This is a genomic window from Trinickia symbiotica (assembly GCF_002934455.1).
Classification (GTDB): domain Bacteria; phylum Pseudomonadota; class Gammaproteobacteria; order Burkholderiales; family Burkholderiaceae; genus Trinickia; species Trinickia symbiotica.
Window position 1 is genome coordinate 17,882 of the sequence record NZ_PTIR01000029.1, and the last position, 26,320, is coordinate 44,201.

Here is a 26,320-nt window from a genome sequence, read left to right on the forward strand (position 1 = left end):
GTCAGGGACCTTGTCTGCCACCGTTGAACGGCAAGACCGAGCATACAACGAAGAACGTTTTGCGCACCGCCGAATTCCGCAATGGCCGGGATAACGAGTATTCGCGCTCGCCGCGCGGGCTCCGCCGAAGGAAGTGAGCGCCGTGACAGCAGCCGTTGCCCTTCAGTTGCGTCCAAGAATTTCGCAGACGCGTTGCGCGATGGCGAGACACGCCGTCAGCCCTGGCGACTCGATCCCGAACAGGTTCACGAGCCCGCGCACGCCGTGCGCGGCCGGCCCTTGGATGACGAAATCGGCGGCCGGCTCGCCCGGTCCCGAGAGCTTGGGCCGTATGCCGGCATAGGCCGGTTGCAGCGCATCGTCGGCGAGGCCCGGCCAGTATTCGCGAATGGCGGCATAGAAGCTTTCGGCGCGATGTGGATCGACATCGTAGTTGATCGAATCGACCCATTCGACGTCGGGCCCGAAGCGCGCCTGGCCGCCCAAATCGATCGTCAGATGGACACCGAGTCCGGCTTCGTTCGGCATCGGATAGATGAGACGCGAGAACGGCGCGCGGCCCGAGATGCTGAAATAGTTGCCGCGCGCGAAGTAAAGCGGCGGCACGTGACGCGCATCGAGCCCGTGGATTTTGCGCGCGAGCGCGTTGGCGTAAAGGCCGGCGCTGTTGATGACGCATGCCGCGCTCAATGTCGTCGGCGACGATCCTCCGACCTTCACGACGAACCGACCGGCCGTTGCTTCGATCGATTCGACGGGCGAGTGGAACGCGCAGACGGCGCCGCCGCGCTCTGCATCGCCTTCGAGCGCCAGCAGGAGCTGATGACTATCGACGATGCCTGTTTGCGGCGAGAAGACCGCCGCGACGCACTCGAGCGCCGGCTCGAGGGCTTGGGCTTCGTCCGCGCTGAGCGGCATCAGGTCGAGAACGCCGTTTTCCTTGCCGCGGGCGGCGAGCGTCTTGAGCTGTGGCAGTTGATTGCGCGCGGTGGCGACCAGCAGCTTGCCGCAACGCTGATGCGGAACGCCGCGCTCAGCGCAGTATTCATAGAGCATCTCGCGGCCGCGCACGCAGAGCGCTGCCTTCAACGAGCCGCGCGGGTAATAGATACCGGCGTGAATGACTTCGCTGTTACGCGAGCTCGTGCTCGTGCCGACGGCCTCGGCCGCTTCCAGCACGATCACCTCGCGGCCGCGCTCGGCGAGCGCGCGCGCGATGGCTAGACCGACCACTCCTGCGCCGATCACTACGCATTCGATCTGATCCATGATTGTCTGTCGCGGCTCCGCGACCGCGCGTCGTTGCCGGTATGGCCGTTGACGGGACGCTCCGGCTAGCGCTGCCCGAACGCACGTTCATTCGCACATTTCGTATCGCGGTATGGCGCCGCTCACGTGCAAGGGGGATTGTACTCAAAACCCGATCGGCCTCCGCCGGGTCCCCCGCTCCAACCGAATATCGTCGCCGCGAATCTCGTCGCGCCCATCGACTCTAGCCGTGCCGAACCCATGAAGGATCGCGCGCCGCATATCGCGCGGCGAGGCCCGCGCGAGCACCTCGAGCGCGTCCTCCCCGAGCACCTCCGGGAACCGCATCCCCCACCCATGCGCCGAGCGGATCTCCTCGTAGATAGCCTGCGCAATCCGCCGCGCGCCTTCCGTATCGGGCGGCGTGATTTCATAAACGCTCATCCGGCTCAGAATCGGCTCGGGAATCGACCGGTCGTCGTTAGCCGTGGCGACCCAGATGACCTGCGCGGCATTGATGGGCACTTCGGCGAACTCGTCGATGAACGATTGCGCCGTTTCATGCTCGAGCAGCGCGTAGAGCGCGCCGAGCGGATCGTATTGCGAATCGCTGTTGGCCTTGTCGATCTCGTCGACGACGATGACGGGATTCGCGTAGCTGCCATTCACGAGCGTCTCGAAGACCTTCCCCGGCTTCGCGTTCTTCCATTGCGACGAGGCGCCCGAAAGAATCCAGCCGGCCGTGAGCGAGCTCATCGCGACATATTGATAAGCCGTTCCCAAGAGCCGCGCGAGCGCCTTCGCGAAATGCGTCTTGCCAATGCCTGGATCGCCGAGCAACAGGATCGGCATCAGCTCGAGCCGGTCCTCGGTCTCCATGCAGAGTGCGACTTGTCGTCGCACGTCTTCGAGCGGCTCGGAAAAATTCGGCAGCCGATCGAGCAGCGCATCGATCGCCGGCATGCGGTTCGGCTTGACGCAAAACCGCAGATTGCCGACCTTCAGCATTTTCTCGTAGGTGGCGCGCAGTGCTTCGTTCGCACTGTCCCCCAGTTCATTCAACGCTGTCTCGACTTGATCCAGGTCGTAGACCTTGCTGAACGATGCCACCGCGAGTTCCTGTTTCACCATCGCTGTTGTCATTGCTCACCTCACCCCGCGAATCGAGCGCCCCACTCGGTCACAGGTCGACCCCGCCCATCTGCGCCTAAGGCGCGCACTAGTTCGCTTCATTTCGACATCACGATTCAAGTGTAGCTATGCAAGTTCCATGCGCAAAGCAAGCAGCGGGCGTGCCGTGCTGCTGATAGTTCGACGTGCGCTAATCGATGCATCTCACGGCAACTCGACGCCAAATGACAGCGTAAACACCCGATACGGCGAGAGCGGGTCGTTAGGCGTAAGATGTGCGGTTCAAGCTTCGACGCATTGGTGCAGTAAAGGAGTGCAGCGGATGAGAGCAAAAACCGTCATCGCGGCAGCGTTCGGTTGCGTCTCGTTTGTCGCTTGCGCGCAAACGACGACGGAGCCGCCTGTGGTGACGTGGGAGATCGACGTCGTGCGCGATGGCACCACGATCGATACGTTCGACGGCACGACGCCGATCGGCCAGGCGGCAGCGGCCACGCATCACCATGAAACCGTGCACCGCGTGGGCTGCAAGCAAGCGCCGGCCGCCCGCATCGACCTCGTGCGCTCGCTGACGGTCTCGCCGGTCAGGCTCGATGCGTCGGGCGTCACGCTCGCGATCGAGGCGCAAGACACGATCGAAGACGATACCGAGCAGCGCACCCCCGACGGCTGTCCACTGCCGCCCGAGCCGAGGCGCCTGACCGCTTCGCATCCGGGCCTCGTCGTGCCGAGCGGCCAATGGACGAACTGGACGATCCTCGAGAGTCATCCGGCACTCGTCTATCGCGTTCGCGCAAGCGTCGCTTCTCACTAATATGGATCAATGAAGCAGGAACCGCTCGGCATGCGAAATCCCGAAGAACTCGTGCAAGCGGCCGCGGCGAGCGAGAAGAAGGAATTCGTCGCGGTGAGCTGGAATCTGCACAAAGGGCGCTCGCCGCTCGGTTTCACGGCGTGGAAGGCAATGCAGCGCTGGGTCCAATCGACGCATGCGGACGCCTATTTCCTCCAGGAGGCGATGGCGCGGCGCATGCCCGGACCGACGCTCGCGACGAGCTTTGGCGCGCCGGTCCACGAGCCGCTGGCCGACGTGTGGGACTGTCAGGCGACGGAGCTCGCGCAGGCGCTCGAGCTCGAAATCGCGCTCGGGCCCAACGTGTTCAAGCCGTCGTGGCGGCACGGCAACGCGATCCTGTCACCGCATCCGCTCGACCTCGGCGGCCGTTGGGACATCTCGGCGCACCGCTTCGAAAAGCGCGGGCTCCTCGTCGCGCGCGCGATGTTCGGCGGCCGGTCGGTCACGCTCCTTTGCGCCCACCTCGCGCTCACGCGTTCGGCGCGGCTGCGTCAGATGAACTGGATCGCGCACTGGATCGCGCGCGAAGCGCCCGACGGTCCACTCGTGCTCGCCGGCGATTTCAACGACTGGCGCAACGACTCGATTCCGCTTTTCGGTGAGCACGGTCTCCGGGAGGTCGCGACCGAGCTCGGCGAGAACGGGCGCACGTTCCCGGCCTTCTCGCCGGCGCTCGCGCTCGACAAGATGTTCGTGCGCGGCATGCGCCCCGTCGAATGGATTCCGCCTGCACAGGAAACGGCCTGGCTCTCGGATCATCTGCCGTATGTCGCGCGTCTTCGGCTCGACGATTGAGCGGCGACTCGCGACGGGGCGACATCGAATGCCGATCGAACGGAACGGGCGATAAAGGCCCGACTAACGACGCGACTAACGACCCGACTAAAGGCCCGGCGCCTTCGAGAGGCGGGCGGCGCGCGAACGGAAGGGCCACGCAAAGCCTAGCCGTCCAAAGCGCGCTAAAATAGCGAATTCTGCGTCAGCCAGACGCGTCGCACTCTCGAAGCCCATGAGCAACCTTAATCCGCAAACCGTCCTTACCGTCCATCATTGGACCGACACGCTTTTCAGCTTCACTTGCACGCGCGACGATTCGTTCCGCTTCGAGAACGGCCAGTTCACGATGGTGGGCCTCGAGGTCGACGGCAAGCCGTTGATCCGCGCCTACAGCATGGCCAGTGCGAACTACGAGGAAAACCTCGAATTCCTCAGCATCAAGGTGCCCGACGGCCCCCTCACCTCGCGTCTGCAGCACCTCAAGGTGGGCGACAAGGTCCTCATCGGCAAGAAGCCGACGGGCACGCTGGTGGCCGACAACCTGCTGCCCGGCAAGACGCTCTGGCTGCTCTCCACGGGCACGGGCCTCGCCCCGTTCATGTCGATCATCAAGGATCCCGACATCTACGACCGCTACGAGAAGGTCGTGCTCACGCACACGTGCCGGTTCGTCGACGAGCTCGCCTACAAGGAATACATCACGGAGCATCTGCCGGCGCACGAGCATATCGGCGAGATCGTCCGTGAAAAGCTCATCTACTACCCGACGGTGACGCGCGAATCGTTCATGAACCGCGGCCGCATCACCGAGCTCATCGACACGCAAAAGCTCTTCGCCGATCTGGGCATGCAGCCGTTCTCGACCGAGACGGACCGCGTCATGCTCTGCGGCAGCCCGCACATGCTGCGCGATACGCGCGAGCTGCTCGACGGGCTCGGGTTCAAGGAAGGCAGTAACAACGAGCCGGGCCACTACGTCGTCGAGAAGGCGTTCGTCGGCTAAGGGCGGCGAATCGCCGACAGCTGGCAGCTACAGCTACAGCTACCGCCACAGACACAAACACACTCACCTCGCGATCGGAGCCGCTGTGCTCCGGTCTTCTTTTCAGCCGCGGCGCTGCGACATTGCTCGCCTGCGCTGTTACGTCTGTTACATCCGCGCCACACCGCTTGCCTTGTTTTATCGTAAGGCTTTTCCTACGAAAGGAGGAGACGGCCTTTGCCGGCGGTCGTTTGCGGTCCCGCCGCAAGCCTTGTTGCGTCTGACTATTTCGCGTTTTTGAGATATCATCCGCCGCATCGGTCACCGGACGGAATCGATTCCTACTGTGTGATTCTTAGTTACAAAATGTAAATATCGTTACCTGTTCCGTCGGTGTTTTTCCTGCCGGCTCAACAGGAACGCTCGAGTCGTATCCGCTGTTTGAGCTGCCCTTTTCAGTGATGAGCGAAGAAAGCCTGGCCAATCTGCAAGCTCGCCTGCGCGAGCTTGCCGGCGAGCTCGTCTCGGCGAGCGAAGCCGCCCGCATTCATCTTGCTCGCGAGCTGCACGACGGCGTGGGGCCCGAACTCACGGCCGCGCGCTTCGCGCTGGCCAGCATGGGGGCCGTCCTTTCGGGCACGCAAGCGTGGCCCGGCGCCGAACAGGCATTCGCGCTCGCTCAGCGCTCCCTCGAAGCCGCCTGCGAGGCCACTCGCCGCATCGTGGCGGAGCTCCACGGGCCGCAGCTCGAAGGCGGCATCGTCGACACGCTGTCGCAATGGACGCTCGCCTTCACGGAACGCACGGGCCTGCGGACGAGCTTCGTCTGCGCAGCCGACGTCCGGCTGACGCAGTTGCCGCACGATGCAGCCCTCTCTATTTTTCGCGTCGCACAGGAAGCGCTCGGCAACGTCGCCAAGCATGCCAACGCGTCATGCGCCGACGTGCGCATCGAAACGGACAAGCGCCATCTGACGCTCGTCATCGCGGACGACGGCCGAGGCATGCCGCGCGGCGCGCGCAAGCCAGATCACGAGTCCGCGACAGGCTTTGGCCTGCCCGGCATGCGCGCGCGCTGCGAGGCGCTCGGCGGCTCGCTGCGCGTGACCACGTGCAGGCAGCGCACAGCCAAATCCGGCGGGACGGGGACGGGGACGACGGTGCGCGCCCGCTTCGCCTGGGACGCCTTGCTCGGCGCACTCGCCGAGCGCGTCGGGACTTTGGCCAGCACGGCCAATACGACCGACATCACCAGCACCACCAGCAGCATCAGCACGACGGGCATGACGTACACGCAAGTCCGCATGGTGCCGCTGCGGGGCAACGCCGCATCGGCGAGCTAGGGCTATGTCATTGCGCATTTTGCTCGTCGACGACCATGCGATCGTGCGTCAAGGCGTGCGGCATCTGCTGCTGACGCACGATGTCGCGCGCGAAGTCGCCGAAGCCGACACCGGCGCGCAAGCGCTCGCGAGCCTCGACGACGACCATCCGTTCGATGTCATCGTGCTCGACATCTCGCTGCCCGACATCAACGGCGTGGAAGTCCTCAAGCGCGTGAAGCGCCGCGCGCCCCGCACGCCCGTCCTCATGTTCTCGATGTTTCGCGAGGACCAGTATGCGGTTCGCGCGCTCAAGGCCGGCGCGGCCGGGTATCTGTCGAAGACGGTGACGGCCACCCAGATGATCGACGCGATCCGCCAGGTAGCGGCGGGCCGCAAGTACGTCAGCCCCGCGCTTGCGCAGGCGCTGGCCGAATACGTCTCGATCGAGAACGAGCCGCTGCCGCACGAAAAGCTTTCGGATCGCGAGTATCAGACGCTTTGCATGCTCGCATCGGGCAAGCGGCTGACCGACATCGCCCACACGCTTTCGCTCTCGGTGAAGACGGTCAGCGTCTATCGCACGCGCTTGCTCGAGAAGATGAAGCTCAGCAACAACGCCGAGCTGACGTTCTACGTCATGAGCAATCGCCTCATCGACTTCAATCCCGCCGCCACGATCGACAGTTCCGCTAGCTGATGCTCGCACCTGCCCCGTCTGCGGCATAGCTCGACACCCCTGCCTATCCCGCCCTGTTTTGGTGCCCGAACGCGCGATCTGTCTGAGTTCTTACGGCTGCGCAAGCTTGCCGACCCGGATCGGATAAAATCGAAGGCTTTCCCAACGGCCGGCACGCACCAAGCCGGTGCAATCCGTAGGAGACCGCATCCATGTCCCTTTTTCGCAAAAAGAATGTCGAGCAGATGATCGCCGGGGCCCAGCGCACCGGGCTCAGGAAAGCACTCGGCGCGCTCGATCTGACGTTCCTTGGCATCGGCGCCATCATCGGCACCGGCATTTTCGTGCTCACGGGCACGGGCGCCGTGCAGGCCGGCCCGGCGCTCATGGTCTCGTTTCTCATCGCGGCCGTCGCCTGCGCGCTCGCCGGGCTCGCCTACGCGGAGTTCGCCTCGACGATCCCCGTCGCCGGCTCCATTTACACGTACTCCTATGCCACGATCGGCGAGCTGGCCGCCTGGGTCATCGGCTGGGACCTCATGCTCGAATACGGGCTCGCCACGTCTGCGGTCTCCGTCGGCTGGTCGGGCTATTTGCAATCGCTGCTGGCCGGCTTCGGATTGAAACTGCCGATCGCGCTCACGGCCGCGCCCGGCACGGTGCCCGGCGCGTCCACGCTGTTCAATCTGCCGGCCTTCCTCGTCATGATGGTCATCACGACGCTGCTCTCGGTCGGCGTGCGCGAATCGACGCGCGTGAACAACTTGATGGTCGCGATCAAAGTCACCGTCGTGCTCGCCGTGATCGCCGTCGGCGCCTTTCACGTCGAGCCGGCCAACTGGCACCCGTTCATGGCGAACGGTTGGCACGGCGTGTTCGGCGCGGCGGCCGTCATGTTCTTCGCGTTCATCGGCTTCGATTCGGTCTCGTCGGCAGCCGAGGAAGTGAAGAATCCGAAGCGCGACCTGCCGATCGGCATCATCGCCTCGCTCGCCGTTTGCGCGGTGCTCTACGTGGCGGTCGCGGCCGTCGTGACCGGCATCGTGCCGTCGGCGCAGTTCGCGAGCATCTCGCATCCGGTCTCGTACGCGCTGCAAGTGGCCGGCCAGAAGTGGGTGGCCGGCTTCATCGATCTCGGCGCCGTGCTCGGCATGCTGACGGTCATCCTCGTCATGAGCTATGGCCAGACCCGCATCATCTTCGCCATGTCGCGCGACGGTCTGCTGCCGAAGAAGCTTTCGAACGTGCATCCGCGCTTCGCGACGCCGTTCACGACGACGTGGCTCGTCGGGCTCTTCTTCGGCTTCATCGGCGCGCTCGTGCCGCTCGACGTGCTGGCCGAGCTCATCAACATCGGCACGCTCGCGGCGTTTTCGATGGTCTCGATCGCCGTGCTCATCATGCGGCGCACGCATCCGCACCTGCCGCGCGCGTTCCGCTGCCCCGGCGTTCCCGTCGTGCCGATCCTGGCCGTCGCCGCCTGCGTCTTCCTGATGGTCAATCTGCAGGCCGTCACCTGGATCGCCTTCCTCGTCTGGCTCGTGATCGGCATGACGGTCTATTTCGGCTATTCGCGTCGTCGCTCGCTGCTCGCCGTCAATTCGCGCTGAGCGTTTCGGCCCACGTCTTCAGCCCCTTTTTGGGCGTGCCGCCCGCGGCGGCGCGTCTCGCTGGCGTCTCGTCATCCCAGGTTCATAATGAATGTTGGCCGGCGATCTGTCGCATCGGCAGTCGTCGGTCGTCCTTCAAAGTGGGAGACAACGCAATGGAATTGACGCAAAGCTATACGCTGCCCGTGCCACCGCAACGTGCGTGGGAAGCGCTGACCGATGCCGAAGTCCTGCGCACCGCGATCCCCGGTTGCGAGCAGATACGCGCGGAGGGCGAAGACGCCTTCACATTCGCGGTCAATCTGTCCGTCGATGGGGTCCGAGCGCGCTTCTCGGGACACATGCGCATGCTCGACACCGATCCGCCGCACACCTGCACGCTACGCTTCGAGAGCGATGCGGGCAGTGAGGCCGGCGCCGTCGGCAATGCGCGCGTCCATCTCGACGCCGACGGGGACGCGTCGACGACACTGTCGTATCAGGCCGAGAGCCAGGCGAATGGCTCAGCGGGGGGGCTGAGCAAGCTCGCCGACGAGTTCGGCAAGCGCTTTGCCGCTTGTGTGGCGGGTGACGGCTTCGGCGTCGTCGGCGATGCGCCGCTGCCGTCCGACCCTTCGGTGCAGCATGCGGCCGTTGCCGAATCGGCTCCCGCGGGAAAGGGAGCGAAGTGCTGGAAAGCGTGGACGACCCGCTCATCGTAAAACCAGCCTCGGTTTGAAACCCCGCCCTTCAAGGCGGCGAACCGGGACTCCGGCCCGAAGGCCGGTTCTGGGCAATGGCTTCTCGGGCGGCTGGGCTTTTCGAGCGCCGGTCGCCGCTTTCCTAGCCCAATCTTCCTGTCTTTGGTTAACGAGGGGCGGGAGTGCCGCCCTTCTCGTCCATCACTCCGCCGAAGGCAGCAACGGATACGAAATCGGGCCGGCCGGCTCCGATCGTGCGCCGGCCTCGGGCGGCGCCGGGCCGTCGGCGGCCCCGCTTTCGAGCCGGTAAAGCCAGGCCAGCAGCTCCGCTACCGCCTGATAGAGCTCGGGCGGAATCTTCGCGTCGAGGTCGACCTGCATCAGCAGCGAGACCATCTCGGGCGCGCGATGCACGTAGAGCCCTGACTCCTGCGCTCGCTGAATGATCATGTCGGCAAAAAGGCCGTAGCCCTTCGCCACCACACGCGGTGCGCTGCCTTCGCCCTTGCCGTCGTAGGCAAGCGCCGCCGCGCTTCGGCGTCGCGGGCGGCTCACGTGCCGCTCCATTCGAATGGATCGTCGAAGAGACCCTCGAGCGGCGTCGGCGACCCGCGCCATCCTTCTCCCGCACCGGATGCGGTGACAGCGTCCGGCGCGGCGGTCGCGTCGTGCGCCTGCGCGTCGGTCGCGGCCGCCGCCGCGCGCGCGTAGGCCGCTGTCGCCGCCTGCACGGCATCGGCCGTCGCGGCGGGATCGGCTCCGCCGACCTCCCGAATCGTCAGCCCCGTCAGCTCGATGCCGGCCGCGCGCAGCCGGCGGCCGAACGCCTCGCCGCCCGTGGCGAGCCGGGCCGCTCCGGCCGGACTTGCCTGCACGCGAACGACAAGGCTCGTCCCCTTCAGGACGAGATCGGCATCGACGGTCCCGAGCGTCGGCAATGCGAGCGTCAGGCGCGTGCGCCAGGCCTGCTCGTCCGGGGCCCCTTGCTCGCCGGGGCCGCGATAACGGTCGGGCTCGGGCTCGATCGTCCAGTCGAGCTTGGTGCCCGGCCAGACTTCGCCGGTCCAGCGGAATTGCTCGGTGGCGAGCAGATCGAGTTGCTGGCGCACGAGTGGAATCGTCGCCGGATGAATCGACGCAGCGACCGACGCGGGCGCGCCGCCAAAGGGGTCGCCGGACGCGCCGAGCCCGCTCGCCGAGCGGGCCGACGCGCCGGCTGCGCCCGTCGCCGCGGAGCGCAAGCTGTCGGCCGAGTTGCCGAAGGCCGTTGCCGCACCCGGCTGTCCCGGCAATGGGCGCGCGCCGGCATAGGCCGAAGCCGACATGCGCGGATCGCCGGGCAGCATCGGCGACGCGGACGACTGCGAACCTGTCGCGTGCTGCAGCAAGGCAGTGGCCAGCGCGGCGCCATCCCGGAGGACGCCTGCCGCCGATGCAAAGGCCGATGAAGCTGGCGGCGCACCGAAGAACGCTTCGGAGCCGTCAGTGCCCGCGGAGGCCGGCTGCTCCCAATCGAACGAAAGCTGGGCGGCCGCCGCGGCGAGGCGGGTCTGCGGTTCGTTGGCAAGCAGGTCAGCCGGATAGCTGCCGGCGAGCCACTGCGCAAGATGCGATTCGTAGAAGAGGCCCGTTTCGGCCACCGTCTTTTCGAGCGCGGCCGCGAGGGCTTCGACGGGAAGCGCCGCGGCCGACGTCGCGGCGGTGGCCGCCGTCGAGCTCGCGGAGGCGGCGGCCCCGCCCGACATTGCGGTGCCGTCCGATGCGCTCGTCGCGGCGGCGCCCGAGCCAACCGACCCCGCGTCCGTGGCCGGTTGCGCGTCGATCGCGGGCGGTGCCGGCCAGATCGGCGCTTCGCCAAGTACGGGCTGCGTAGCCTCGCCGCCGAAGCGCGAGATGGCGTCGAGCGTCAGCGCGACCTCGGACAAGATCGCTTGCGCCGAGGCCGGCGGCGGCGCGTCGGCAACCGGAATCGCGCCGCCGATGGGCGCGGTGCTCGTATCGGTGGCCTCGGCGGAAGCGCCCGTTTGCGTCGTGGCCGTGCGTGCACCGGCGCCGACGTTCTCGATGAGGGCGTCGAGGCGGCTCGTCAGCATCGAGCCTAGCGTCGAGTCGATTCCGGTCATGCTCGGGCCTCGTGTGCCGCGTCACCTGCGTGCGTAAGGAGTGACGGCTGGCGGCGTCTGATACGGCGCGGCTATCCCGCGCGGAACAACCCTTTCAACACGTGAGCCGGACGCGGCGCCGAAAAAAAAACCTGCAGGCGCGCCATGCTCGGGTTGGCGAGATCGCGAATGGCGGCATCGTCGGCGAGAATCTGGCGGATGAGGTCGTACTTGCGCAGCCTTTCGCTCTCGTTGAGCGAGACGTCCGCGTCGATGGCGCAAAGCGCGTCGACGAGCACCCGATACTCGTCTTGCAGCTCGGTGAGCTCGTCCCACAGCGACTTGCGCGCCGCCGTCAGCATGCGTGCTGAAATGGCCGCAATCGCCTCGTAGCGGGCGAAATAGTCAGCTTTGGCGTTCATCGTTGTGCGTCCGGCGCTCCCTGCGCTGCTCTTTTTGCCACTTGATCGCTGATGCCGATCCAGGCTTCCTCCAACGTCGCGAGCAACCGATCGACTTCGATGAGGATCGCCTCGCTTTGCTCCAGGTTGGCGTCGAGCAGGCGGCGAACCATGTAGTTGTAAAGCGCGTCGAGCCGAAGTGCGAGGTCGCCGCCCACGTCCTTCTTCAACGATGCCTGCAGGCCGCCGGCGATGATGTTCATCGCCTTGCTGATCGCTTCACCGCGCGGGCCGATATTGCCCTGCTGAAGGTGCATGCGAGCCTGCGCGATCGCCTGGCGCGCCCCTTGGTAAAGCATGAGGATCAGCCGATGCGGATCCGCGCCCATCACCCCTGTCTCGACGCCGACGCGCGCGTAAGCGCTTGCTCCAGCGTTGCCTTGGGAAAACATCGGCGCTTCTCCTTCTTCTTCAATGGTTCGCAATGTTGAACGCCAGGCGCAACCGCCCCGCTGCGGCGCGCGCACGCCGCAGGCCGAGCATGGGGCCGCGCCAGCCCCGGGCATGCCTCGCCGTGCATGCCTCGCTTATAAGGCGGTTATCGGATCGCAAAAGGAAAGCTTTAGCCGTAATAACACGCAATTTAGGCAAATGACCTTTCAAAAAACGGCATTTTGAAAGCTGCATTCAATCTTCTGATGTAATACTCTTGTAGAGAGCCCGCTTTTCGCGACTCCCTGCCTTGGGAAAATCATCATGGGGGGCTGCCGTCGGCGAGCCGCCGAGCGGGGGCAAGCCGGCAACGTGCGATCAGATCGACATCTGCATGATCTCGTTGTAAGCCGTGACGAGCCGGTTGCGGACCTGCAGGCCGAACTGGAAGCCGATGCCAGCCTTTTGCATGTCGACCATCACGTCGTTGAGCGAGACGTTCGAAGCGCCGACTTCGAAAGCCTTCCACTCGTTGTCGGCCTTTTTCTGGTCGGAGCTGATCTTATCGAGCGAGCTTTTGAGCGCGGCGGCGAAGCTGCCGGCATTGGCCGCGCCCGCCTGCTCGCCGAGCGCGGACGCCTTCGAGCCGCCGGCGGCCTCGGCCGCCATCGCCTGCATCTGCTGCAGCGCGGATGTGAGCGGGTTGACTGGCACTGTCATCGTTTCTCCCTCTGCTCTGTTGTCCGGGCCTGGCGCTTTGGCCGCCTCGCCCATCCGTGACCTGGTAGCGGTTATGGACGATAAGCATAGCAATGCCGCCTTTCCCAAACTTGCGAAACTGGGGGGTAAACCCGGTTCTATTCGACTGATGGCTTGTCAGCCCGGCATGGATAATCCCCCTCGTGAAAGTGTCTGCCCGTGCCGGCCTGGCCTACGTTTCACGTAGTCCTGCACCCGCACCGGACGGACACCCCCGCATCCCGGAGAACCCCGACGCATGGATTCGCAGGCCAACTCTTTGATCAACCCCGACGCCCGCATGGGCCTCGCGGCCGGCGCGCAGCCGGGCGCGCCGGCCGCGGGCGCCGTGGCGGGCGCCGGCGGCGCCGGCGCGGGGGCGGCCGATTTCGGCGGCTTCGCCCAGCGCCTGTCGTCGCTCTCGCAGGTGCGCGGCAACCCGCGCGCGGCGCTGATCGTCGCCGTGGCCGTATTCGTCGCCGTCGTGGCTGCTCTCGTCCTCTGGAGCCGGGCCCCCGACTACCGTGTTCTCTACAGCAACCTGTCGGATCAGGACGGCGGCGCGATCATTACCGCGCTCCAGCAGGCCAATGTGCCTTACAAGCTCTCCGAAAACGGCTCCGCGATTCTCGTGCCGTCCGATCAAGTAGCCGAAGTGCGCATGCGCCTCGCCTCGCAAGGGCTGCCGAAGAGCGGCTCCGTCGGCATGGAGCTGATGGACAACGAGCGGTTCGGCATCAGCCAGTTCGCCGAGCAGATCAACTATCAGCGCGCGCTCGAAGGCGAGCTCGAGCGGACGATCGAATCGATCTCGGTGGTCCGCCGCGCGCGCGTGCACCTCGCGATTCCCAAGCCGACGGTCTTCGTGCGCGAGAAGGAAGCGCCGACGGCGTCGGTGCTCGTCAACCTCTTTCCGGGCCGCGCGCTCGACGAAGGACAGGTCGCCGCGATCACGCACATGGTGGCGTCGAGCGTGCCCGACCTGCCGTTCAAGAACGTGACCGTCATCGATCAAGACGGCAACCTGCTCACGCAGCCGGCGACGGGCTCGGGCCTCGATGCGAGTCAGCTCAAATACGTGCAGCAGGTCGAGCGCAACACGCAGCGCCGCATCGATGCGATCCTCGCGCCGCTCTTCGGCGCCGGCAACGCTCACTCGCAGGTCAGCGCCGACATCGACTTCGCGCAGAGTGAGCAGACGGCCGAGAGCTACGGTCCGAACGGCAACCCGCAGCAGGCGGCGATCCGCAGCCAGCAGACGAGCTTGTCGACGGAGATGGGGCAAACGGGCGCCTCGGGCGTGCCGGGCGCGCTCTCGAACACGCCGCCGCAGCCGGCCTCGGCGCCGATCGTCGCGGCCAGCGGGACCAGCGCGACGACGGCCGCCACGACGCCGCTAAGCGAGCATAAGGACGCGACGACGAACTACGAGCTCGACAAGCGCGTCTCGCATACGGAGCAGCCGATGGGCGGGATCCGCCGGATCTCGGCGGCGGTCGTCATCAACTATCAGCGCGTCGTCGATGCCAAGGGTCATGTGACGATGCAGCCGCTCGCCGCCGATCAGCTCGCGAAGGTCGAGCAGCTCGTGAAGGACGCGATGGGCTACGACGCGAAGCGCGGCGACTCGGTCAACATCGTCAACAGCGCATTCGAGACCGAGGTCGATCCGCTCGCGAACCTGCCGTGGTGGCGCCAGCCCGATGTGATCTCGCTCGCGATGCAGGCGGCCAAGTGGATCGGCATCGGCATCGTCGCCCTCGTCCTCTATTTCATGATGGTCCGGCCGGTGCTGCGCCGCGCGTTCCCGCCGCCGCAAGCGGCGACCGAGGCGGCGCGCCCGAACGTCGGCTCGCCCGATGAGCCGGTGCTGCTCGACGGCTCGCCCGCCAACTCTTCACCCATCACGACGGCGCTCGAGCACGATAGCGACAGAGAGATCAACCTGCTCGCGTTCGAGAGCGAGAAGCAGAAATTCGAGCGGAACCTCGATTACGCGCGCACGATCGCGCGCCAGGATCCGAAGATCGTAGCCACCGTCGTCAAGAATTGGGTGTCCGATGAGCGCTGAAGGGGTCACCAAGAGCGCGCTGCTGCTGATGTCGCTCGGCGAGGAAGAAGCGGCGCAGGTGTTCAAGTTCCTCGGGCCGCGCGAGGTGCAGAAGATTGGCGCGGCGATGGCCGCGCTCAAGAACGTGACGCGCGAAGAGGTCGAGAACGTGTTGCAGGACTTCGTCAAAGAGGCGGAGCAGCACACGGCGATGTCGCTCGATTCCAGCGAGTACATCCGCTCGGTGCTGACGAAGGCGCTCGGCGAGGACAAGGCCGGCGCGCTCATCGACCGCATTCTGCAAGGCGGCGACACGAGCGGCATCGAAGGCCTCAAATGGATGGATTCGCCGGCCGTCGCCGAGCTCATCAAGAACGAGCATCCGCAGATCATCGCGACGATCCTTGTTCACCTCGATCGCGATCAGGCTTCCGAAATCGTCGCCTGTTTCACCGACCGGCTGCGCAACGACGTGCTGCTCCGGATCGCGACGCTCGACGGTATTCAGCCGGCCGCGCTGCGCGAGCTCGACGACGTGCTGACGGGTCTGCTCTCGGGCAGCGACAACCTCAAACGCAGCCCGATGGGCGGCGTGCGCACGGCGGCGGAAATCCTCAACTTCATGTCGAGCTCCCACGAAGAGACGGTGCTCGAGAACATCAAGCAATACGACGCCGAACTCGCGCAAAAGATCATCGACCAGATGTTCGTCTTCGAAAACCTGCTCGACCTCGAAGACCGCGCGATTCAGCTCCTGCTCAAGGAAGTGGAGTCGGAGGCGCTCATCATTTCGCTGAAGGGCGCGCAGCCCGCACTGCGGCAGAAGTTCCTGTCGAACATGTCGCAGCGCGCGGCCGAATTGCTCGCCGAAGACCTCGACGCACGCGGGCCGGTGCGCGTGTCCGAAGTCGAGACCCAGCAGCGGCGCATCCTCCAGATCGTGCGCAACCTCGCCGAGAGCGGGCAGATTGTGATCGGCGGAAAGGCGGAAGATGCCTATGTCTGATTCGCGCGGCTCGGACAAAGGACAGCTCTCGGCTTACCAGCGCTGGGAGATGGCCTCGTTCGATCCGCCCCCGCTGCCCGACCCGGCGGCCGAAAGCGCGCTCGAGGCGGAGCTGCAGCGGCTGCGCGAAGCGGCACACGAGCAAGGGTTCGCGTCGGGACACGTCGCCGGTCAGGCGCTCGGCTATCAGGCCGGCTTCGACCAGGGCCACGCCCAAGGCTTCGAAAAAGGCCGGCAAGAAGCGCTCGCCGAGGCCGCGCGGATCAGCGCGCTCGCAGGCGTTTTCAAGTCGGCGCTCGAGGGCGTGCAAAGCGAGCTCGCCGAATCGCTCGTCGCGCTTGCGCTCGACATCGCTCAACAAGTCGTCCGCCAGCACATCGCGCATGACCCGACGGCGCTCGTCGCCTGCGCCCGCGAGGTGCTCGCCGCCGAGCCGGCCCTCACCGGCTCGCCCCAACTGATCGTCCATCCGGCCGATTTGCCGGTCGTCGAAGCCTATCTGAAAGAAGAGCTCGAATCGCTCGGCTGGCAAGTGCGCACGGACCCGGCCATCGAGCGCGGCGGCTGCCGCGCGCAAGCGGCGAGCGGCGAGATCGACGCGAGCGTCGCCACACGCTGGGAGCGCGTGGCGGGCGCGCTCGGCAAGGTGAGCCAATGGTGACGGCCCGAACCGCCGCGCCGTCGCTGCGCATGCCGCTTTCCACTCCCGATCCGGCGCTCGCCGGCAATCCGCATCTCGCCGCCTGGCGCGCGCGGCTCAACGCGGCCGGCGAGCGCAATGCGCTCGCGCGCCCGCTCTCGTCGTGCGGGCGCCTCACACGCGCCGCGGGCCTCGTGCTCGAAGCCGTGGGCTTGCGGCTCGGCGTCGGCGCCGAATGCATGATCGAGTTGCCGCCCGGCAGCTCACTGCCGATGGCCGAGGCCGAAGTGGTCGGCTTCGCCGCCGACCGGCTCTTCCTGATGCCGACGACCGAAGTTGCCGGCCTCTTGCCCGGCGCACGCGTCTTTCCGCGCGAGAGTGCACCCGTCGCCGATCCGCTCGCCGGGGCCAAGCGCCTGCCGGTCGGCTGGGGCATGCTCGGGCGCGTCGTCGATGCATCGGGGCGGCCGCTCGACGGCTTCGGCGCGCTCGACGCCGGCGCTGATGCGCCGCTCTCCTCGCCTTCGATCAATCCGCTCCAGCGCGAGCCGATCCAGCAAGTGCTCGACGTCGGCGTGCGCGCGATCAACGCGCTGCTGACGGTCGGGCGCGGCCAGCGCATGGGTCTCTTCGCGGGCTCGGGCGTCGGCAAATCGGTGCTGCTCGGCACGATGGCGCGCTATACGAGCGCCGAGGTCATCGTGATCGGTCTCATCGGCGAGCGCGGGCGTGAAGTGAAGGAGTTCATCGAGCAGATCCTCGGCAGCGACGGCCTGGCGCGCTCGGTCGTCGTCGCGGCCCCCGCCGATGTCTCGCCGCTCTTGCGGATGCAGGGTGCCGCTTACGCGACCTCGCTCGCCGAATACTTCCGCGATCAGGGCAAGCATGTGCTGCTGCTGATGGATTCGCTCACGCGCTACGCGATGGCCCAGCGCGAAATCGCGCTCGCGATCGGCGAGCCACCCGCGACGAAGGGCTATCCGCCCTCGGTGTTCGCCAAGCTGCCGGCGCTCGTCGAGCGCACGGGCAACGGCCCGGCGGGCGGCGGCTCGATCACGGCGTTCTACACGGTGCTGACCGAAGGCGACGATCAGCAGGATCCGATCGCCGACGCGGCCCGCGCGATTCTCGACGGCCATATCGTGCTTTCGCGCGCGCTCGCGGAGTCGGGGCACTATCCGGCCATCGACATCGAGGCGTCGATCAGCCGCGCGATGACCGCACTCATCGACGACAGACATCTCGAGCGCGTGCGCATGTTCAAGCAGTTGCTCTCGCGCTACCAGCGCAACCGCGACCTGATCAACGTCGGGGCGTATTCGAGCGGGCGCGACGCGCTGCTCGACCGTGCAATCGCGCTCTACCCGCGAATGGAAGCGTTCCTGCAGCAAGGCTATCGCGAATGTGCGCCGTTCGCGCCGAGCCTCGACTTGCTCGGCGCGTTGTTCGAGTAACGAGGCAGACCCAGGAGTCCGGCGATGACGAACGATTTTCCGATCAAGACGCTGATCGATCTGGCCCAGGACGATGTCGACGCGGCCGCGCGGCAGCTCGGTCGCGTCCAGCGCGAACGGGCCGATGTCGAAGCGCAGCTGGAAGCGCTGATCCGCTATCGCGACGAATACCACGCGAGCTTTTCGACGGCGGCGCAATCGGGCATGCCGGCCGGCAACTGGCGCAACTTCCAAGCGTTCATCGACACGCTCGACGGCGCCATCGAGCAACAGCGGCGCCTGCTCGCGGCGGCCACCTCGCGCGTCGAGGCGGCCAAGCCCGAATGGCAGCGTCAGAAGCGCAAGCTCGGCTCGTACGAGGTGCTGGCCGCGCGCGGCGAAGCCGCCGAGGCGCGCGTCGCCGCGCGGCGCGAGCAGCGCGAAGCGGACGAGCATGCCGCGAAAATGCTGCGCATGGAGCGCCGCGATCAGCTGAACTGACTGTCAGAGGACTTTTCCCATGTCGCTCTTTTCTTTCCTCGGTTCGCTCACGGGCGTCGGCGCCGGCACGCCGGCGAGCGCGGCCGATGGCTCGGCGAGCTCGAGCGCGTCCGGCGGCCCGTCGTTCGCGCAAACCTTGCAGCAAAGCATCGACGCTCAGCAGCAGGCCGCGGCGCAACCGCCAAGCAGCGGGTCGAGCAACGCCGGTTCCGGCGCTTCGTCGGATGCCTCATCGTCCACGCAGGCCGCATCGAGCAGCTCGAGCAGCGCTAGCGGTTCAAGCAACGCGGGCAGCGCGAACGCGTCTAGCAGTGCGAGCGATAACTCGAGCACGGCCAGCACGAGCGCCAGCGACGGCTCGGCATCGGCGCAAGGCTCGACTCAGGCGAGCGGAAACGGCGCGAACGGCGCAAGCGGCACCGGCAAGGCGACGAACGGCAAATCGAGCGACGGGCAGACGAGCGCCGCCCAAAACGCCGGTGCCGACGCGGCAAGCCAAGCCGCGGCCGCCGCGGCGGCAGCCGCTGCCGCCGCCCAGGCGCAGGCACAGGCCGGCAACGCCGCGGGACAAGGCGGCACGCAAACGGACGCCGGCACGTCGTCGAGCTCCGACGGCGGCGACCCCGCTCTCGCCGGCGTAACGGCGACGGGCAACGCCAAGCCGGCAAGCACGGCGCCGAAGTCGGTGCGCGACGCGATCGAAGCCGCGCTTGCCGCGCAGATGGGCACGCAGGCCACCGCGGCCGGCATGGCCGCCACCTCGAGCGGATCGTCGGCAGCGAGCACGGGCACGCATATGCTCGGCGGCAGCGGTGGCTCGACGACGGGCGCCGGCGCTTCCCCGCTGGCCTCGAAGGCGCTCGCTTCGCTCACGGGCCAAGGCAAGAATGCCAATGGCGCGCCGGCGATGGGCACGCCGGAAGCCGCGAAGGCAGTGCAAGGCACGACCGTCTCGCAAGACGGCACGGCCGCTTCGACGGCCGCGCAGGCAGTGGCGGCGAGCGGCGGCGATTCGCAGGACGCCGCGGCGCTGAAGGGCGTCGCCGACGCGGCCCATGCCGCATTGACGGACGCCCAGACGGCGCAAGCCGCGCAGGCGGCACAGACCGCTCAGGCATCGAGCGCGGCCGGCGCGACGACGACGGCCAGCGCGGCAGCAAGCGCCGCCTCGCTTGCGCCGACCGTCGGCACGGACGAGTGGGAAGACGCGTTCTCCCAGAAGGTCGTTTTCCTCTCGAACGCGCATCAGCAAAGCGCCGAGCTCACCCTCAACCCGCCCGAGCTCGGCCCGCTGCAGGTCGTGCTGCAAGTGGCCGACAACCATGCGCATGCGCTCTTCGTCTCGCAGCACCAGCAAGTGCGCGAAGCCGTCGAAGCGGCGTTGCCGAAGCTGCGCGACGCGCTCGAATCGGGGGGCTTGAGCCTCGGCAGCGCAAGCGTCAGCGACGGGTCCGCGCGCCAGGCCAACCAGCAATATCAATCGGGCGGCGGAGGCCGGAACGGCTCGCGGCGCGCGGGCGCCGACGATGCGATCGACGGCACCGTCGCCACGACGAGCACGCTACCCTCGCGCCGCACGACGGGGCTCGTCGACACGTTCGCTTGAAGCATCGACGATGCATCGGGGCGTGTCGCCGCTGAGGCAATCAGCATAAGCGCGCGCCCTGAACGCGCCCCTCGGCGTCGCCCCTCCGAGAAAGTCGCATTTGGGCGCGCCGGCGGCGGCCGACGTCAACGCGGGCGCGATCCGCTCGCCAGCCCGCGCCAAACGGACGAGATGGCGTCGAATGTCCCTTCTTTTCGGCTTATCGTTGGCGCCCCGTTTGGCCAACAATCCATCCTACCGCTCACACGCAACGCATTTTCATGGCCTCCACGACCGCAGCCACTCAGCAGAACGTCGCCCCGCCTGCCACGACGGGCAAGGTTAAGCGCATCGTGCTGATCCTCCTGATCGCTCTCGTCGCGGCCGGCGCGGCGGCGGGCGGCATGTACTTCTTTTTGGCGAAGAGCGCCCCGGGCAAGCCGGCGCCGCCGCCTCCGCCCGCGCCGCCCGTCTTCTTCGCCCTCGAGCCGATGACGGTGAACCTGCTCTCCGACGACGGCCAGCATTACCTGCGCGTCGGCCTGACGCTCAAGCTCGCCGACGAAAAGATGCAAGCGCGCCTGACGGAGCATATGCCCGAGCTGCGCAGCCGGATCCTGCTCGACCTGTCGAATAAGCACCCCGAGGATCTCTCGACGCTCGACGGCAAGCGCGCGCTCGCGAAAGAGTTGCAGTCGCTCGTGCAGCAACCGACCGATGCGGGCGCGCCGCCCGTGCAGGTCGAGGAAGTGCTGTTCACGGAATTCGTCGTCCAGTAGCGGCGTGCGCGCCCGGGTGCATGACATGACACACCGGGCACCAACCGACGCCACCTGAGCGATCTCATCAAACGAGGGACGAACAAGCGCGATGGGCCACGAAGAGTTCATGTCCCAAGAGGAAGTCGATGCACTCCTCAAGGGCGTTACGGGCGAGTCCGACTCCGCTGCCGAGCACGGCGACAAATCGGGCGTACGTCCCTACAACATCGCCACGCAGGAGCGCATCGTCCGCGGCCGGATGCCCGGCCTCGAGATCATCAACGAGCGTTTCGCTCGTCTCATGCGCATTGGCATCTTCAACTTCATGCGCCGTACGGCGGAAATCTCCGTCGGGCCTGTGAAGGTGCAGAAGTACAGCGAGTTCACGCGCAACCTGCCGATTCCGACGAACCTGAATCTCGTGCACGTGAAGCCGCTGCGCGGCACGTCGCTGTTCGTGTTCGATCCGAACCTCGTCTTTTTCGTCGTCGACAATCTGTTCGGCGGCGACGGGCGCTTTCATACGCGCGTCGAGGGGCGCGACTTCACGGCCACCGAGCAGCGCATCATCGGCAAGCTGCTGAACCTCGTCTTCGAGCATTACACGACGGCCTGGAAGAGCGTGCGGCCGCTGCAATTCGAGTTCGTACGCTCGGAGATGCATACGCAGTTCGCCAACGTCGCGACGCCGAACGAAATCGTCATCGTCACACAGTTCTCGATCGAGTTCGGGCCGACAGGCGGCACGCTCCATATCTGCATGCCGTACTCGATGATCGAGCCGATTCGCGACGTGCTCTCCTCGCCGATCCAGGGCGAAGCGCTCGAAGTCGACCGGCGCTGGGTGCGCGTGCTGTCGCAGCAAGTGCAGGCGGCCGAAGTGGAGCTGACGGCCGAGCTCGCCGCCATCGATGTGACGTTCGAGGACATTCTCAACATGCGGGCCGGCGACGTGCTGCCGATCAACATCCCCGAGCACATCGTGGCGAAGGTCGATGGCGTGCCCGTCATGGAATGCGGCTACGGAATTTTCAATGGTCAATACGCGCTGCGCGTGCAAAAGATGATCAGCGCGGCCGATACGATGAAGGAAGCTGGATATGAGTGACCTCAACGCCACGCCCAACGAAGGCACCCACGCGGCCGAAGCCCAGATGGCCGCGGCGATGGAACCCCAGGCCGCCGCCGCGGCAAGCGACGAAGCGAGCCTCGACGACTGGGCGAGCGCGCTCGCCGAGCAGAACTCGAACGAGGCGCCGACGGCCGCGGCCGGCGTGTTCCAGCCGCTCTCGAAAGTCGCGCCGACGTCGACGCGCAACGACATCGACATGATCCTCGACATCCCGGTCCAGATGACCGTGGAGCTCGGCCGCACGAAGATCGCGATCCGCAATCTGCTGCAGCTCGCACAGGGCTCCGTCGTCGAGCTCGACGGCCTCGCCGGCGAGCCGATGGACGTGCTCGTGAACGGCTGCCTCATCGCGCAGGGCGAAGTCGTCGTCGTCAACGACAAGTTCGGCATCCGGCTCACCGACATCATCACGCCGTCCGAACGCATCCGGAAGCTGAACCGATGATCGAAGTGCTGCGCCGGCCCGCGGCCGGCGCGCTGGCCGTGTTGTTCGTGTTGTTCGCGTTGTTCGCGCTGCCCGGCAGCGCGCTCGCCGCCGACATGAACGCCGTCAATCACGCCGCGAGCATCGCGTCGGCCGTCGGGGCCGGCACCGCGGCGCCGTCGCTCGGCATCGGCGCCGTTTTGCAGACGCTCTTCGGCCTCGCCGCCGTCGTGGCCCTCGTGCTCGCCTGCGCATGGGTCGCACGGCGCACCGGCTTCGCGCCGGGTGCGCGCGGCCACATCGTGAGGACGGTCGGCGGCGTCTCGCTCGGCGGCAAGGAGCGCGTGGCCGTCGTCGAGATCGGTGACACCTGGCTCGTGCTCGGCGCCGCGCCCGGCAACGTGCGGTTGCTCCATACGCTGCCGGCGGGCTCGAAAGATGCCGCGCATACCGCGGGCGGCGGATTGGGCTCGGGCGGGCCCGACGGCGGGCATCCCGCGTCTCCTACCTCATTCAGCTCGCGCTTTCGCGCCGCGCTCGCGGCCGAGGCGAAGAAGCGTTTTTTCCTGCCCTCGGGCGGAGGCAAGTAAATGTCGTTGTGCTCGACCGCGCGGGCGGCGCGGCTCGCGCGAGCCGCATCGTCCGTCACTTTCGCGCTGATCGCGCTGACGCTTACGCTCGCGCCCACCTCCTCGTTCGCGCAGGCCGCAGGTCTCCCCGCCCTCACCGCGACACCGGGCGCGAACGGCGGCACGACCTATTCGCTGACCGTGCAGACGATGCTCGTGTTGACGATGCTGTCGTTCCTGCCGGCGATGGTGCTGATGATGACGAGTTTCACGCGCATCGTGATCGTGCTCTCGCTGCTGCGACAGGCGCTCGGAACGGCGACGACGCCGCCGAACCAGGTGCTCGTCGGCCTCGCCCTCTTTCTCACGCTGTTCGTGATGTCGCCGGTCCTCGACAAGGCGTACAACGACGGCTACAAGCCATTCTCGGAGGGCGCGGTCTCGATGGACGTGGCCGTGCAGCGCGGCCTGGCGCCGTTCAAGACGTTCATGCTGCGCCAGACGCGCGAATCGGATCTCGCGCTCTTCGCGCGGATCTCGCACGCGCCGCCGATGCAAGGGCCCGAGGATGTGCCGCTTTCGCTGCTCGTGCCGGCGTTCGTCACGAGCGAGCTGAAGACCGGCTTTCAAATTGGCTTCACGATCTTCATCCCGTTTTTGATCATCGACATGGTCGTGGCGAGCGTGCTGATGTCGATGGGGATGATGATGGTCTCGCCGATCACGATCTCGCTGCCGTTCAAGCTGATGCTGTTCGTCCTCGTCGACGGATGGCAGCTGTTGATCGGCTCGCTCGCTCAGAGCTTCGCCTCATAAATTCGCCAGGAGTCGCAGAGAATGACGCCGGAATCCGTCCTCACGCTCGCGCATCGGGCGATGTACGTCGCGCTGCTCATTACCGCGCCGCCGCTCGTCATCTCGCTCGTGGTCGGGCTGCTCGTGAGCTTCTTTCAGGCCGCGACGCAGATCAACGAAGCGACGCTGAGCTTCATTCCGAAGCTCGTCGCCGTGGCGCTGACGCTCGTCATCGCGGGGCCGTGGATGCTCTCGATCGTGCTCGACTACATGCGCCAGGTGCTGACGAGCATTCCTTCGATGGCTGGGTAGGCCGGCGCGGCTCGTCTCCCGCTCTGTCTCTTCAACGGACCCGATGTTCACCGTCACCTATGCGCAGTTGAACGTCTGGATGACGGCGTTCCTCTGGCCTTTCGCGCGCATCGCGGCCGTGATCGGGACGGCACCCGTCGTCAGTCAGTCGTCGGTGCCCGCACGCGTCAAGATCGGTCTCGCCGCGTTCCTGACGCTCGTCGTCTCGCCGACGCTCGCGCCGCTGCCGCAGGCGACCGTGTTCTCGGCGACCGGCATCTGGATTCTCGTCAACCAGTTCGTGATCGGCGCGGCGCTCGGGCTCACGATGCAGCTCGCGTTCGCGGCCGTTGAACAAGCGGGCACGCTGGTCGGCCTGCAGATGGGGCTCGGGTTCGCGACGTTTTTCGATCCGACCTCGAACGCCTCGGCCGAAGTCGTCGCCCGTTACATGAGCACGATCGCGATGCTCGCATTCCTGGCGCTCGACGGCCACCTGCAACTCATCACTTCGCTCGCCGCCTCGTTCCAGACGATACCGGTCAGCGCCGACATGCTCGGCCGAGGCGGATTCAACGCGCTCGTCCAATGGGGCGGCGCCGTCTTCTCGGCGGGGCTGCTGCTCGCGCTGCCCGTCGTCGTCGCGCTCTTGATCGCGAACCTCGCGCTGGGCGTGCTCAACCGCGCCGCGCCGCAGATCGGCATCTTTCAGGTGGGCTTTTCGGTGACGCTGCTCGTGGGCCTGCTGCTCTTGCAACTGATGCTGCCGAACATGATCCCGTTCTTCGCCAGGCTGTTCGATCTCGGCACCGAGGCGATGGGTCGCGTCGCGGCGGGGATGCGTTGAACGGTTGAAAAAAAGCCCCTCGCACAGCAAGGGGCCTGCCTCATGTTGGCACGCCGGGGCTAGCCCCGAGCGTGTCGACGCACGTCACAGATACTGGAACAGCGACATCCCCTGGATCTTGACGAAGCTTTGCTGAGCGGCCTGCAGCGACGTCTGCTGAAGCTCGTATTGACTGATGACCGACGTCATGTCGATATCGGTCACGTTCGAGAGGTTGCTCTGCGTCTGCACCGAGTTGGTCTGCGTCACGGTCTGCAGCGCGTTGAGCTGCTGCTCGCGCCCACCGACCGATGCCTGGACGACGCTGATGGCCGACAACGAGTTCTGAAAGCGCACGGTCCCCGCCGACAATGCATTCGCCAGCGACGCTCCCGCCGCCCCGCTGCCGGTCGTCGGCGTCTGCAGCGCGGAGATGATCGAGTCGATCGACGTGAAGAGGCTGCTGTTCTGTGAGGCCGTCGACGGCGTCACGGTGAAGGTGTCGCTCGGGTTCGGGTTGCCCGAAAGCGTCACGGACATGCCGGTGCCGAGCGCAATGGACGCCCCCGCGCTGTAAGTGAACGGCCCCGTCGTCGTCGTGCCGCCCGTCGGCGAGGTGTCCGCGATCGTGTAGGTCGGCGCCGCCGAGGTGCCGCCGATCGTGATCGTGTAGCTGTCGCTGTTCGACACGGCGGTCGGGTCCGTGATGACAGGTTGCTGCGTGATGGTGCCGTTGCCCGTGTTCGACGGCGAGCTTGCCGCCACGGGAGACGTGCCGAGGCCCGGGACCGTCAGGAAGACGTTCGCTCCGCTGTCGTTCGTTGCGATCGTCGTCGTGTTCGCCACCTGCACTTCGCGCACGCCGTTGTCGCCGAGGTAGCTCACGCCGCCCGACGCGTTGTTCGAGAACGGCGCGGTCTTCGACTGAAAGCCCGAGAAGACATAGCTGCCGTTGCTGTCGCTCGTGTTCGCGAGCGAGAGCAGCTGGCTGCGGTAGCCCTCCATCGTCTTCGCGATCGCCCCTCGCTGCGAGTCCGTGAGCGAACCGTCGCCCGCCTGCGTGATCAGCGATTTGATGCTCGCCATGACGCTCGTCACGCTCTGGAGCGTCTTGTCCTCGAGCTGCAGCGCCGAAAGCGCCGAGTTCTGATTCGTCGTGTACTGCGTGAGCGTCTCCGACGTCAGCGTGAGCTGCACCGCCTGCGCGGCGCCGACCGGATTGTCGGCCGGCGTCAGCAGCGACTTGCCGGTCGAAATCTCCTGGTAGAGCTGATTGAGCTCGCCTTGCTGATTGTCCATCGACTGGACGCTCTGGCTGTAAAACTGTGCCGTCGAGATGCGCATGGCCT

General features: G+C 66.5%; 28 protein-coding genes. 20 read left to right on the top strand and 8 right to left on the bottom strand.

Features of this window, described 5'->3' with window-relative positions; genetic code table 11:
• Positions 1-162: 162 nt before the first annotated feature.
• Complete coding sequence (locus B0G57_RS28110) at positions 163-1,269, bottom strand: NAD(P)/FAD-dependent oxidoreductase (RefSeq protein WP_018442666.1); 1,107 nt, start codon at positions 1,267-1,269, stop codon at positions 163-165.
• Between the two features lie 144 nt (positions 1,270-1,413).
• Complete coding sequence (locus B0G57_RS28115) at positions 1,414-2,391, bottom strand: AAA family ATPase (RefSeq protein ID WP_026230038.1); 978 nt, start codon at positions 2,389-2,391, stop codon at positions 1,414-1,416.
• Between the two features lie 310 nt (positions 2,392-2,701).
• Here B0G57_RS28115 and B0G57_RS28120 point away from each other — a divergent pair, with 310 nt between their 5' ends.
• From B0G57_RS28120 to B0G57_RS28150, 7 genes are all read left to right on the top strand, one after another.
• The gene (locus B0G57_RS28120; RefSeq protein WP_018442664.1) at positions 2,702-3,193 is read left to right on the top strand and encodes a hypothetical protein; all 492 of its coding nucleotides are present in this window, start codon (positions 2,702-2,704) and stop codon (positions 3,191-3,193) included.
• Between the two features lie 30 nt (positions 3,194-3,223).
• Entirely contained in the window at positions 3,224-4,030 is an 807-nt protein-coding gene (locus B0G57_RS28125; RefSeq protein WP_026230037.1) for an endonuclease/exonuclease/phosphatase family protein, read from the top strand.
• A gap of 214 nt (positions 4,031-4,244) precedes the next feature.
• Positions 4,245-5,015: a ferredoxin--NADP reductase gene (locus B0G57_RS28130; RefSeq protein ID WP_018442662.1), complete on the top strand. Its 771-nt coding sequence runs from the start codon at positions 4,245-4,247 to the stop codon at positions 5,013-5,015.
• Positions 5,016-5,455: 440 nt separating this feature from the next.
• Positions 5,456-6,337, top strand: a complete 882-nt coding sequence (locus B0G57_RS28135) for a sensor histidine kinase (RefSeq protein WP_018442661.1) — start codon at positions 5,456-5,458, stop codon at positions 6,335-6,337.
• Positions 6,338-6,341: 4 nt separating this feature from the next.
• Positions 6,342-7,016, top strand: coding sequence for a response regulator transcription factor RqpR (rqpR, locus tag B0G57_RS28140; protein ID WP_018442660.1), 675 nt, complete (start codon positions 6,342-6,344; stop codon positions 7,014-7,016).
• A gap of 191 nt (positions 7,017-7,207) precedes the next feature.
• Positions 7,208-8,605, top strand: a complete 1,398-nt coding sequence (locus B0G57_RS28145) for an amino acid permease (RefSeq protein WP_018442659.1) — start codon at positions 7,208-7,210, stop codon at positions 8,603-8,605.
• A gap of 155 nt (positions 8,606-8,760) precedes the next feature.
• Complete coding sequence (locus B0G57_RS28150) at positions 8,761-9,306, top strand: CoxG family protein (RefSeq protein ID WP_018442658.1); 546 nt, start codon at positions 8,761-8,763, stop codon at positions 9,304-9,306.
• A gap of 180 nt (positions 9,307-9,486) precedes the next feature.
• Here the strand turns inward: B0G57_RS28150 and B0G57_RS28155 are convergent, their stop codons facing one another.
• The 5 genes from B0G57_RS28155 to fliE all read right to left on the bottom strand — a co-directional run bounded on the left by B0G57_RS28155 (position 9,487) and on the right by fliE (position 12,940).
• Positions 9,487-9,840 (bottom strand): EscU/YscU/HrcU family type III secretion system export apparatus switch protein, encoded by a 354-nt coding sequence (locus tag B0G57_RS28155; RefSeq protein WP_051090098.1) that lies wholly within the window; start codon positions 9,838-9,840, stop codon positions 9,487-9,489.
• Entirely contained in the window at positions 9,837-11,408 is a 1,572-nt protein-coding gene (gene fliK, locus B0G57_RS28160) for a flagellar hook-length control protein FliK (protein WP_018442656.1), read from the bottom strand. The genes B0G57_RS28155 and fliK overlap by 4 nt, the downstream gene beginning before the upstream one ends.
• Before the next feature lie 71 nt (positions 11,409-11,479).
• Positions 11,480-11,809 (bottom strand): flagellar protein FliT, encoded by a 330-nt coding sequence (locus B0G57_RS28165; RefSeq protein WP_018442655.1) that lies wholly within the window; start codon positions 11,807-11,809, stop codon positions 11,480-11,482.
• The gene (fliS, locus tag B0G57_RS28170) at positions 11,806-12,240 is read right to left on the bottom strand and encodes a flagellar export chaperone FliS (RefSeq protein ID WP_018442654.1); all 435 of its coding nucleotides are present in this window, start codon (positions 12,238-12,240) and stop codon (positions 11,806-11,808) included. Before fliS ends, B0G57_RS28165 begins: the two co-directional genes overlap by 4 nt.
• A 358-nt stretch (positions 12,241-12,598) precedes the next feature.
• Positions 12,599-12,940, bottom strand: a complete 342-nt coding sequence (gene fliE / locus B0G57_RS28175; RefSeq protein ID WP_026230036.1) for a flagellar hook-basal body complex protein FliE — start codon at positions 12,938-12,940, stop codon at positions 12,599-12,601.
• Between the two features lie 277 nt (positions 12,941-13,217).
• On the opposite strand from fliE, the gene fliF reads away from it, so the two are divergent.
• From fliF to fliR, 13 genes are all read left to right on the top strand, one after another.
• The gene (gene fliF / locus B0G57_RS28180; RefSeq protein WP_102607409.1) at positions 13,218-15,029 is read left to right on the top strand and encodes a flagellar basal-body MS-ring/collar protein FliF; all 1,812 of its coding nucleotides are present in this window, start codon (positions 13,218-13,220) and stop codon (positions 15,027-15,029) included.
• Positions 15,019-16,014, top strand: a complete 996-nt coding sequence (gene fliG, locus B0G57_RS28185; protein ID WP_018442651.1) for a flagellar motor switch protein FliG — start codon at positions 15,019-15,021, stop codon at positions 16,012-16,014. The genes fliF and fliG overlap by 11 nt, the downstream gene beginning before the upstream one ends.
• Positions 16,001-16,675, top strand: a complete 675-nt coding sequence (gene fliH, locus B0G57_RS31985) for a flagellar assembly protein FliH (protein WP_026230035.1) — start codon at positions 16,001-16,003, stop codon at positions 16,673-16,675. Before fliG ends, fliH begins: the two co-directional genes overlap by 14 nt.
• Positions 16,579-18,108, top strand: coding sequence for a flagellar protein export ATPase FliI (gene fliI, locus B0G57_RS28190; RefSeq protein WP_085952740.1), 1,530 nt, complete (start codon positions 16,579-16,581; stop codon positions 18,106-18,108). Before fliH ends, fliI begins: the two co-directional genes overlap by 97 nt.
• A gap of 24 nt (positions 18,109-18,132) precedes the next feature.
• Complete coding sequence (gene fliJ, locus B0G57_RS28195; RefSeq protein ID WP_018442648.1) at positions 18,133-18,588, top strand: flagellar export protein FliJ; 456 nt, start codon at positions 18,133-18,135, stop codon at positions 18,586-18,588.
• A gap of 19 nt (positions 18,589-18,607) precedes the next feature.
• The gene (locus B0G57_RS28200) at positions 18,608-20,194 is read left to right on the top strand and encodes a flagellar hook-length control protein FliK (RefSeq protein ID WP_018442647.1); all 1,587 of its coding nucleotides are present in this window, start codon (positions 18,608-18,610) and stop codon (positions 20,192-20,194) included.
• Positions 20,195-20,454: 260 nt separating this feature from the next.
• A complete protein-coding gene (gene fliL, locus B0G57_RS28205) occupies positions 20,455-20,952 on the top strand; it encodes a flagellar basal body-associated protein FliL (RefSeq protein WP_018442646.1) in 498 nt (165 codons plus the stop codon).
• Between the two features lie 91 nt (positions 20,953-21,043).
• On the top strand, positions 21,044-22,042 hold the full coding sequence (fliM, locus tag B0G57_RS28210; RefSeq protein WP_018442645.1) for a flagellar motor switch protein FliM: 999 nt from the start codon (positions 21,044-21,046) through the stop codon (positions 22,040-22,042).
• A complete protein-coding gene (gene fliN / locus B0G57_RS28215) occupies positions 22,035-22,511 on the top strand; it encodes a flagellar motor switch protein FliN (protein ID WP_018442644.1) in 477 nt (158 codons plus the stop codon). The genes fliM and fliN overlap by 8 nt, the downstream gene beginning before the upstream one ends.
• On the top strand, positions 22,508-23,080 hold the full coding sequence (gene fliO, locus B0G57_RS28220; RefSeq protein ID WP_018442643.1) for a flagellar biosynthetic protein FliO: 573 nt from the start codon (positions 22,508-22,510) through the stop codon (positions 23,078-23,080). The genes fliN and fliO overlap by 4 nt, the downstream gene beginning before the upstream one ends.
• Positions 23,081-23,875 carry a flagellar type III secretion system pore protein FliP gene (gene fliP / locus B0G57_RS28225; protein WP_018442642.1) on the top strand — a complete coding sequence of 265 codons (795 nt, stop codon included), beginning with the start codon at positions 23,081-23,083 and terminating at the stop codon, positions 23,873-23,875.
• Positions 23,876-23,896: 21 nt separating this feature from the next.
• Positions 23,897-24,166, top strand: a complete 270-nt coding sequence (fliQ, locus tag B0G57_RS28230) for a flagellar biosynthesis protein FliQ (RefSeq protein WP_018442641.1) — start codon at positions 23,897-23,899, stop codon at positions 24,164-24,166.
• Between the two features lie 43 nt (positions 24,167-24,209).
• Entirely contained in the window at positions 24,210-24,992 is a 783-nt protein-coding gene (gene fliR, locus B0G57_RS28235) for a flagellar biosynthetic protein FliR (protein WP_018442640.1), read from the top strand.
• 84 nt (positions 24,993-25,076) lie between these two features.
• Here fliR and flgL read toward each other — a convergent pair whose 3' ends face one another.
• The gene (gene flgL, locus B0G57_RS28240; protein ID WP_018443259.1) at positions 25,077-26,315 is read right to left on the bottom strand and encodes a flagellar hook-associated protein FlgL; all 1,239 of its coding nucleotides are present in this window, start codon (positions 26,313-26,315) and stop codon (positions 25,077-25,079) included.
• Positions 26,316-26,320 lie beyond the last annotated feature (5 nt).